The 9,101-nt window shown below is 72.8% G+C and carries 10 protein-coding genes and 1 pseudogene; 3 read left to right on the plus strand and 8 right to left on the minus strand.

What is annotated here, in order from left to right; all coding sequences use genetic code 11:
- Positions 1-55: 55 nt before the first annotated feature.
- On the minus strand, positions 56-253 hold the full coding sequence (locus RIF68_RS16735) for a hypothetical protein (protein ID WP_309052065.1): 198 nt from the start codon (positions 251-253) through the stop codon (positions 56-58).
- A 92-nt stretch (positions 254-345) separates the two neighbouring features.
- Between RIF68_RS16735 and upp the strand changes: the two genes are divergently transcribed.
- The gene (gene upp / locus RIF68_RS16740; protein ID WP_309052066.1) at positions 346-981 is read left to right on the plus strand and encodes a uracil phosphoribosyltransferase; all 636 of its coding nucleotides are present in this window, start codon (positions 346-348) and stop codon (positions 979-981) included.
- 54 nt (positions 982-1,035) lie between these two features.
- Here upp and RIF68_RS16745 read toward each other — a convergent pair whose 3' ends face one another.
- Both RIF68_RS16745 and RIF68_RS16750 read right to left on the minus strand, forming a co-directional pair.
- Entirely contained in the window at positions 1,036-1,665 is a 630-nt protein-coding gene (locus RIF68_RS16745; RefSeq protein WP_309052067.1) for a LytR C-terminal domain-containing protein, read from the minus strand.
- Between the two features lie 87 nt (positions 1,666-1,752).
- Positions 1,753-2,049, minus strand: coding sequence for a type II toxin-antitoxin system VapB family antitoxin (locus RIF68_RS16750; RefSeq protein ID WP_003999914.1), 297 nt, complete (start codon positions 2,047-2,049; stop codon positions 1,753-1,755).
- Positions 2,050-2,145: 96 nt separating this feature from the next.
- Here RIF68_RS16750 and RIF68_RS16755 point away from each other — a divergent pair, with 96 nt between their 5' ends.
- Positions 2,146-3,732, plus strand: a complete 1,587-nt coding sequence (locus RIF68_RS16755; RefSeq protein ID WP_375165712.1) for a helicase HerA-like domain-containing protein — start codon at positions 2,146-2,148, stop codon at positions 3,730-3,732.
- A gap of 26 nt (positions 3,733-3,758) precedes the next feature.
- Here the strand turns inward: RIF68_RS16755 and RIF68_RS16760 are convergent, their stop codons facing one another.
- The 3 genes and pseudogenes from RIF68_RS16760 to RIF68_RS16770 form a co-directional block, all read right to left on the minus strand.
- Positions 3,759-5,312 (minus strand): M28 family metallopeptidase, encoded by a 1,554-nt coding sequence (locus RIF68_RS16760; protein ID WP_309052069.1) that lies wholly within the window; start codon positions 5,310-5,312, stop codon positions 3,759-3,761.
- Positions 5,313-5,619: 307 nt separating this feature from the next.
- Positions 5,620-6,204: pseudogene (locus RIF68_RS16765) on the minus strand (HhH-GPD-type base excision DNA repair protein); the annotation flags it as partial.
- Between the two features lie 171 nt (positions 6,205-6,375).
- Positions 6,376-7,011: a TetR/AcrR family transcriptional regulator gene (locus RIF68_RS16770; RefSeq protein WP_309052070.1), complete on the minus strand. Its 636-nt coding sequence runs from the start codon at positions 7,009-7,011 to the stop codon at positions 6,376-6,378.
- 184 nt (positions 7,012-7,195) lie between these two features.
- Between RIF68_RS16770 and wrbA the strand changes: the two genes are divergently transcribed.
- Positions 7,196-7,804, plus strand: coding sequence for an NAD(P)H:quinone oxidoreductase (wrbA, locus tag RIF68_RS16775; RefSeq protein ID WP_309052071.1), 609 nt, complete (start codon positions 7,196-7,198; stop codon positions 7,802-7,804).
- Positions 7,805-7,876: 72 nt separating this feature from the next.
- On the opposite strand, the gene RIF68_RS16780 is transcribed toward wrbA, so the two are convergent.
- Positions 7,877-8,164, minus strand: a complete 288-nt coding sequence (locus RIF68_RS16780) for a metal-sensitive transcriptional regulator (RefSeq protein ID WP_309052072.1) — start codon at positions 8,162-8,164, stop codon at positions 7,877-7,879.
- A 147-nt stretch (positions 8,165-8,311) separates the two neighbouring features.
- Positions 8,312-9,046, minus strand: coding sequence for a TetR/AcrR family transcriptional regulator C-terminal domain-containing protein (locus tag RIF68_RS16785; protein ID WP_309052073.1), 735 nt, complete (start codon positions 9,044-9,046; stop codon positions 8,312-8,314).
- Positions 9,047-9,101 lie beyond the last annotated feature (55 nt).

Consider the following 9,101-nt stretch of genomic DNA (forward strand, 5'->3'; position numbering starts at 1 on the left):
CAGGTGCGGAGGACGCGTACGGAGAGGGGCGCGCCCGCGTCCGGACGCGGGGGCCTCACCAGCGGAAGGTGCGCATCCGCATGGCTTGCCGCATCCGGGCCGCGCGGGCCCGCCGGGGCTGGACGCGCTCGCGCAGGGCCTTGGCCTCGTTGAGCTCGCGCAGGAACTGGGCGCGGCGCCTGCGGCGCTCCGCGTCCGTCTCCGGCTCAGGCTTTCCGCGCTCCTGGCCTGCGGTCTCTTCCGGGTCCGGCATCGGCCACACCACCCTGCGACTGGGTCCCTGTGCCCCCACCTTCCCCCAGTGGCGGGAGTCGATGCCAGTGCGGGGCGGGCTACTGTTGAGTCATGCGTCTCCACGTCGTCGATCACCCGCTGGTCGCCCACAAGCTCACCACCCTGCGCGACAAGCGCACGGACTCCCCGACCTTCCGGCGGCTCGCCGACGAACTGGTCACCCTGCTCGCCTACGAGGCCACCAGGGACGTGCGGACCGAGCAGGTCGACATCGAGACCCCCGTCACGCCCACCACCGGCGTGAAGCTGTCGCACCCGCGCCCGCTGGTGGTGCCGATCCTGCGCGCCGGTCTCGGCATGCTCGACGGCATGGTGCGGCTGCTCCCGACGGCCGAGGTCGGTTTCCTCGGCATGATCCGCAACGAGGAGACGCTGGAGGCGTCGACCTACGCCACGCGGATGCCGGAGGACCTCTCGGGCCGCCAGGTCTACGTCCTGGACCCGATGCTGGCGACCGGCGGCACGCTGGTCGCGGCGATCCAGGAGCTGATCAGGCGCGGGGCCGACGACGTGACGGCGGTCGTGCTGCTCGCCGCCCCCGAGGGCGTCGAGGTCATGGAGCGCGAACTCGCGGGCACGCCGGTGACGGTGGTGACCGCCTCGGTCGACGAGCGGCTCAACGAGCAGGGCTACATCGTCCCGGGCCTGGGTGACGCGGGCGACCGCATGTACGGCACCGCCGAGTAGGCGGGCGGGCGGGCCGTGCCCCGGGGGACCGGCCCGGGCGTCCGCCCTCCGCGCTCAGCAGCGGGTGGGCGCCGGCTTCGGCTTGGCGAGGGCCGCCAGGGCCGCGTCCGCCGTGGCCTTCGGGGACAGGTTCTTGAAGGCCGTTCCGATGATCAGGTCGACATCCGCCGTGGCGCGGGTGTCGACCTTCGTCGTGGCGCCCGCGAGCTGCGTGGCCAGCACCGGGAAGACCCCCTTGGCGGCGGTGTTCGCACCGAGCAGCATCCCGGCGCCCGGCACCTTCTTGTCGTACGCGGCGGGCGCGTTGCCCACCTTGCCGATCTTGAAGCCCCGCTTCTTCAGCTCGTCGGCGGTCGCCTTCGCGAGTCCGCTGCGCGGGGTGGCGTTGTAGACGTTGACCGTGATCTGCGCGGGCCTGGGCAGAGCGGCGGGCGCCGCCGTCGGCCTGGGCGCGGGCTTGCAGTCGGCGCCCTGCTTGCCGGCCGCCGCGCTCGTCCCCCCGTCGCCGCCCGAGAAGACGTCGACGAGCTGGAGCGTGCCCCAGCCGGCGGCACCGAGCACGACGACGGCGGCCGCGGAGGCGAGGACGATCCGGCGCCGGCGGTGGGGGCGGCGCATGCGCGGGTAGACGTCCCCCGTGATGCGGTACTTTCCGCCCATTCCGGGGGGAGTGAGCATGCTCATGAGCGCAGCGTAATGCCGCCCGTCGGCGATGCCTACTTGATGATCATGTGATCGCGTCCGGATGGGGGTGAACTGCCCCCGAAAGGGTCAGTCGAGTTCCAGGACGCGGGCGTGCAGCACCTGCCGCTGCTGGAGCGCCGCGCGGACGGCGCGGTGCAGTCCGTCCTCGAGGTAGAGATCGCCCTGCCACTTCACGACGTGCGCGAAGAGGTCGCCGTAGAAGGTGGAGTCCTCGGCGAGCAGGGTCTCCAGGTCCAGCTGGCCCTTGGTGGTCACCAGCTGATCGAGGCGGACCGGGCGCGGGGCGACGTCCGCCCACTGCCGGGTGCTTTCCCGGCCGTGGTCGGGATACGGCCGGCCGTTTCCGATGCGCTTGAAGATCACACGGAAAGCCTACCGGGCGAGCGGCTCCCGGCGCAGCCACGCGGGGGCGGTGGGATGCTGGTGCAAACCATGACATAAGTGAAATCGGGGTCCGTCATGAGCGTGAGTGAGATCGCCGCCGGATACGCCTTCGACGGGCCGGCACTCGATCTGGGGGCCCTGCTGTGGGACGGCGCCTGCCACCCGGACGCGCCGGTCCGCGTCCCGCTCGCCGCCCTCAACCGGCACGGTCTGGTCGCCGGGGCCACCGGCACCGGCAAGACGAAGACCCTCCAGCTGATCGCCGAACAGCTCTCGGCACAGGGCGTGCCGGTCTTCCTCGCCGACGTCAAGGGGGACGTCTCCGGGATCTCGGCCCCCGGCCAGGACGGCGCCAAGGTCCGCGCGCGGGCCGCGGAGGTGGGGCAGACCTGGGAGGCGAAGGGCTTCCCCTGCGCGTTCTACGCGCTCGGCGGCACCGGCCCCGGCATCCCGGTACGCGCCACCGTCACCGGCTTCGGCCCCCTCCTGCTCTCCAAGGTGCTCCAGCTGAACCGCACGCAGGAGCAGTCCCTCGGCCTGATCTTCCACTACGCCGACGCCAAGGGCCTGGAGCTGGTGGACCTCAAGGACCTGCGGGCGGTGGTCGCCTTCCTCGTGTCCGAGACGGGGAAGGCCGAGCTGAGGGGGATCGGCGGCCTGTCGACCGTGACGGCCGGGGTGATCCTGCGGGCGATCACCGCCCTCGAGCAGCAGGGTGCCGGGGCGTTCTTCGGGGAGCCGGAGTTCGACACAGGTGAGCTGCTCCGCACGGCGGACGACGGGCGCGGCACCGTCTCGGTCCTGGAACTGCCCGCCGTACAGGACCGGCCCCAGCTGTTCTCGACCTTCCTGATGTGGCTGCTCGCGGACCTCTTCCACGACCTTCCGGAGGTCGGCGACCCGGAGAAGCCGAAACTGGTCTTCTTCTTCGACGAGGCGCACCTGCTGTTCAAGGACGCCTCGAAGGCCTTCCTGGAGTCGATCACGCAGACGGTGCGGCTGATCCGCTCGAAGGGGGTCGGGGTCTTCTTCGTGACGCAGACGCCGAAGGACGTGCCGGCGGACGTGCTCGCGCAGCTCGGCAACCGGGTGCAGCACGCGCTGCGGGCCTTCACCCCGGACGACGCGAAGGCCCTGAAGGCGACGGTACGGACCTTCCCCCACTCCCCCTACGACCTGGAGGAGGTGCTGACCGGGCTCGGGACCGGCGAGGCGGTGGTCACCGTCCTGAGCGAGACGGGGGCGCCGACCCCGGTGGCGGCGACCCGGATGCGGGCACCGGAGTCGCTGATGGGGCCGGTCGCGCCGGACGTCCTCGACGCGGCGGTGAAGGCCTCGCCGCTGTACGGGCGGTACGCGGAGGCGGTGGACCGCGAGTCGGCGTACGAGAAGCTGACCGCCGAGCAGCGGGCGGCGGAGGCGGCGGCCGAGGAGGCCGCCGCCCGGGCCGCGGCGGGTCAGGAGGCCGCGAAGCCGGCCGGGCGCCCGGCCGGCACCGCGGCCTCCGGAGGCACGGGAGCGAGGGCCCCGGAGGAGGAGCCCTCGCTCGTCGAGCAGGTCGTCGGCAGCGGGATCTTCCGGTCCCTGGCCCGGTCGGTCGGCACCCAGCTGGGCCGGGAGATCACCCGCTCCCTCTTCGGCACCGCCCGCCGGCGGCGGTGAGGGAGGACCCGGGACCGGCGTCCTCCTTACTCGGTGACCTCGTGGTGGTCGTCGTGCAGGCCGCCGCCGCTGCCCGCGTCACCCTCGGTCGGGACCGAGACGACCGGCTTGCGGAGGGAGGAGATGTCGTGGGCGTAGGTGCCCACGGCGTTGGCGATGACGTCGATGTTGGCGTCGAAGGCCGTCATGTTGACGTTGCTGAGGTCGTCGCCCTTCGCGTGGTAGTTCACGTCGTACGCGACGCCGGCCTGGCCGCCGAACTTGGCCGCCTGGGCGGGGGTCTTGATGCCCTCGGCGCCGGTGAAGGTGCCGCCGGACGGGATGCCGACCTTGATGAACGGGCCGTAGTCGGAGCGGCCGGTGAAGTCGGTGCCCTCGTGCGGGAGACCGCGCTTGTCCATGAAGTCGGTGATGTCGCGCTCCAGCTGGGCGGAGCCCTCGGGGCCCGCGCCCTCACCGACGTTGTCGGAGTTGTCGCCGTCGTACACGAACAGGCCGTAGTTCGGCGAGGCGATCATGTCGAAGTTGAGGTAGAGCTTGATCTCCTTGCGGTCGAGCTCCGTCAGGTTCTTGACGTAGTGCTCGGAGCCGAGGAGGCCGACCTCCTCCGCGGACCACCAGGCGAAGCGGACCTTGTTGCGCGGCTTGTCCTTGGACTCGGCCAGCTCCAGGGCGGCCTGGAGGAGGCCGGCGGAACCGGAGCCGTTGTCGTTGATGCCGGGGCCGGCGGTGACCGAGTCGAGGTGGGAGCCGAGCATCACGGTGTTGGCGGCGTTGCCGCCCTTCGTCTCCGCGATGACGTTGTTGGTGGAACGCTTCTCCTGGAGCTGGCGGATCTCGAAGGAGAGGTTGACCGGCCCCTTGGCCAGGTCGGCGGCGAGCTTCTCGCCCTCGGCCTGGGGGATGCCGCCGGTCGGGATCTTGCCGGCCGCCGGGTCGCCGAGCGTGCCGGAGAGCAGGCCCGCGGTGTTGTTGTAGATGACCGCGCCGACGGCGCCGGCCGCGGCGGCGTTCTCCTGCTTGACGGCGAAGGCGCAGCCGCCGCGCTTGATCAGGGCGATCTTGCCGGTGAAGGTGCCGGAGGCGAAGTCGCCCGGCTCGCAGCCCGAGGTGCCGTCGGCGTCGACGGGCGCGGCGGCCAGACCGGCCGTGATGCCGCCGACCGGCGTGGACTTGGTGTACGTCATCGCCTTGATGTCGAGCGCGCGGGGCGCGTCGCCGAGGACGGAGGCCTTCTCGGCCAGCGTCTGGGTGTAGATGAAGTCGAACTTCTCGTACGAGACGAGGTAACCGGCCTTCTTGAGCTGCTGGTACACGTACGCGGCCGAGGCGTCGTGCCCGAGCGAGCCGGCCGCGCGGTGGCCGCCGGCCGAGTCGGCTATCGCCTGGAACTTCTGCAGGTGCTTGTAGGCACCCTGCGCGGAGGTCTCCCGGACCAGCTTCTTCGCCAGCTTCGCGGCGTCGCGGGCCGGGGCGGCCGCCGGGTCCTGGCCGGCGGTGGCCGGCGAGGCAAGGACCAGGGGGGTGGCGAGGGCGGCGGCGGCCAGAATGGCAGCGGCTCGACGCTGGGTTGCGTTCACAGAAGTCCTTCCCGATACGGACGCGGTTGAGGGGAAGTTAGCGATCTGGGGGGCGCTCTGTGAACAGGTCCTTCGCAATTCCTGTCAGGATGAGCAGGAATGACACCTGGAATTATCAATTCCTGGCCGTTTTGCCGCTCTTGGCTCCCTTGGCCCCCTTGTCGCTCTTGCTCGCCTTGGTGCGTGAGGTCCCCTTCGCGGTCGTGGTGGTCCCGGTGGTTCCGCTTCCGGTCGTGGTGGTTCCGGTGGTCGTGGTTCGGGTGGTGGCTCCGGCGGTTCGGGTGGTGGTCGCTGCGGGGGTGGTCCCGGCGGCCTTCTCCGCCTTGGCCGCCGCCTTCATCTCCTGCTTGTGGGCCCGGACCTTCGCCAGCGATCGCGGTCCCGTGATGTCGGCGGCCGAGCGGTACGCGCCCTCCTCGCCGTACGCCCCGGCCGCCTCCCGCCAGCCGGGGGGCCGCACCCCGTACCGCTTGCCGAGCAGGGCCACGAAGATCTGCGCCTTCTGCTTCCCGAAGCCGGGGAGGGCCTGGAGGCGGGCGAGCAGTTCACGGCCGTCCGGCACGTCCGCCCAGACGGCCTCGGCGTCGCCGCCGTACTCCTCGACCAGGAAGCGGCACAGCTGCTGGATCCGCTGCGCCATGGAGCCCGGGTAGCGGTGCACGGCCGGCTTCTCCGAGAGCAGCGCCGCGAACTCCTCGGGGTCGCGGGCGGCGATGTCGTGCGCGTCGAGGTCGTCGGCGCCGAGCCGGGAGGCGATCGTGTACGGGCCGGAGAACGCCCACTCCATGGGCACCTGCTGGTCGAGCAGCATGCCGACGAGCGCGGCGAGCGGGGAGCGGCCGAGCAGCGCGTCGGCCTCCGGCTGCTGGGCGAGGTGGATCTCGGGGCTCATGCTCCGATCATCCCGCCGGTCCCGCCAGGTCGCAGGGCGGGCTCACCCCTCCGGGACGGGTCACCCCTCCGCGAAGCGGGCGGGGGCCGCCGGGACGCGCCGCCGGCTCGCCCGGCGTGGACGGGTGCCCGGCTCCCTCCACCGGGTGCGGCACGGCGTCGGGCCGGGTTCTCAGGAGCGGAGGTGCAGCAGATCGCGTACGCCCGCCTTGAGCCGGTCCGTCGAGAGGTCCTGGTCCACGGTGAGGTGGTGGATCAGGTCCGGAGAGAAGGGGGCGAGGAGGAGGTGGGCGAGGAGCGCGCCGTCGGCGCCGGGGCGCAGCTGGGTGAGGAGCAGCGCCACGTGGGTGTGCATGACGCGGTAGGCGCCGCCGGTGTACCGGCCGCGCGGCGCGGCGGAGTGCGCGGCGAGGAGGATCTCGCGCTGTTCCCCGACCCGGTCCACGAGGGCGTCGAGGAAGGCGTCGAGGCGTTCGCCGGGCGGGGCGCCGGGGCCGAGCGGGGGCGGACCGCTCATGAACGCCTCCTGGAACTGGCGCTCGCGGTCGTCGAGGAGCGCCCAGAGCAGCTGGGAGACGTCCCCGAAGCGCCGGTAGACGGTGCCGACGCCGATGCCGCTGGCGTGGGCGACCTGGTTCATGGTGACGGCCTCGGGGCCCTCCTCGGCGACGATCCGGGCGGCCGCGTCCAGGATCTTGCGCCGGTTGCGGGCGGCGTCGGCCCGCTCGGGGGCGGGTGCCCCCCTGGTGGGCAGGAGGCCGAGCAGTGGCGCCGGACCGTCCCCGGCCTGCGGTTTCCTCGTGCTCATCAGCCTGCTCCTGTCCTCGTGCGCCGCCCCCGTCCTCGTACGGGAGGCCCCCCGGCCTTCCCCGTGGGTCCCGGACGCGTCCGGTGTCCCGGTTCGAGCATACCGGCACCCCTTGCTAAGCGGACGGCTATCCGCTTAGCCTCGTGGCGGAAACGGAAAGTAATCCGAATGAGGAGAGTCCGTCATGTCCGTGAAGGTCGCCGTCATCTACTACTCGGCCACCGGCGCCGTTCACCAGCTCGCCCAGGCCGTGGCCGAGGGCGCGGAGAAGGCCGGTGCCGAGGTGCGTCTGCGCCGGGCCGCCGAACTCGCCCCCGACGCCGCGATCGACGCGAACCCCGCCTGGCGCGCCCACGTCGACGCCACCGGTGACATCGAGGTCGCCACCCTGGACGACGTGGAGTGGGCCGACGCCTACGCCTTCGGCTCGCCGACCCGCTTCGGCAACGTCGCCGCGCAGCTGAAGCAGTTCATCGACACGACCGGCGGCCTGTGGCAGCGGGGCGTCACGGCGGACAAGCCCGCCACCGCCTTCACCAGCGCCCACAACCTGCACGGCGGCAACGAGTCCACCCTGCTCGCGCTGTACAACACCTTCCACCACTGGGGCTCGATCATCGTCTCGCCCGGCTTCACGGACCCGTCCGTGTACGCCGCCGGCGGCAACCCCTACGGCACCGCCCACCCCGGCGCCAACGGCGCCCCGGCCGAGACCGTCCTGCGGGCCGCCCGTTACCAGGGCGAGCGCCTGACCGAGGTCACCAAGCGCTTGAAGGGCCTCGCGGTCGACTGACCGGCCGCGAGGCGGAGGACCCCCGGTCGGCGCGCGGGTGCGCCGCCCGGGGGTCCTCGTGTCCGCGCCCCGTCACGCCAGGGACAGGAACAGCTTCTCCAGGCGGACCCGCATGGCTTCGCGGTCCTCGGGGGACGCGCCGCTCCCGCCGGTGTCGGTCAGGCACTGCTGGAGGCCGGTCGCGATGATCGCGAACCCCGCCCGGTCGAGCGCGCGCGACGCGGCGGCGAGCTGGGTGACGACCTCCTCGCAGTCCCGGCCCTCCTCGATCATCCGGATGACACCGGAGATCTGGCCCTGTGCCCGGCGGAGCCGGTTCAGGACGGCCTTCAGCTCCGCGCCGGCGAGATCGAGTTCCACGCTGCTCCTCCATGGACGCCCCGGGGGGTCGTTCCGCTTCCTGTACGGGGGTCCGTCGAGTTCCCAGGATGTCATCCGCGGCGCCTTCGCCCGTCTCGCCGGCCGCCGGTCGCGCCGGGGCCGCACCCGATGGTCCCGGCGGCGGTCTCAGGCGGTGCCGGGCGCCGCGTACCGGCGCAGGAACATCTCCACCCCGTCGGTGAGGAGCCGCTCGCTCAGCTCGTCGCCGAGGTCCGCCCCGTACTGCTCGAAGACCATCTGCGGGAAGACGAGCAGCGAGTAGAGCTGGAGCACCGCCACCTCCAGGTCCGGGATCTCCAGGCGGCCCCGGTCGGCGAGGGCGCGCAGGGCGTCCGCGACGGCCGGGTGGTGGCCGGTGGGTCCGTGGGCGCGCCAGGCCCGGCCGAGTTCGGGGAAGCGGTGCAGCTCCCCGGCGACGAGACCGCGCAGGGCGCGGGCCTCGTCGTCGGCGCGGACGGCCCGCACCCAGGCGCGGCCCGCCTCGGTGAGCGCGGTCCGCAGGTCGGTGGCCTCCGCGAGCCCGGCCAGGTCCGGCCCCTCCGGCCCGGTGGTCAGCGGCTCGTCGAGGGCGCCCGCGACGACGGCGGTGAAGAGGGCCTCCTTGCTGCCGAAGTGGTTGTAGACGGTCACCTTGGAGACCGCGGCCTCGGCGGCGATGGCGTCCATGCCGACGCCGAACCCCTCGCGCAGGAACAGATCGCGGGCGGCTCGCACGATGGCCTGCCGCTTGCGGGCGGCGCGGGGTCCGGAGGGGGCGGGCCGGGACCCGGCGGCGGGTGCCTGAGCGGCAGGTGTCCCGGGGGCCGGCATGGCGTCGGTCCCGGCGGTTGCCGGCGCCCCGGGGGCGGGCTGGGCGGTCATGGAGGCACCCTATCAATGCAACTGAACTCTTGAGTTTAACTGAACTAGGCCCGGC

Origin of the sequence: Streptomyces sp. (assembly GCF_031178505.1) — a bacterium.
Lineage (GTDB): Bacteria > Actinomycetota > Actinomycetes > Streptomycetales > Streptomycetaceae > Streptomyces > Streptomyces gulbargensis.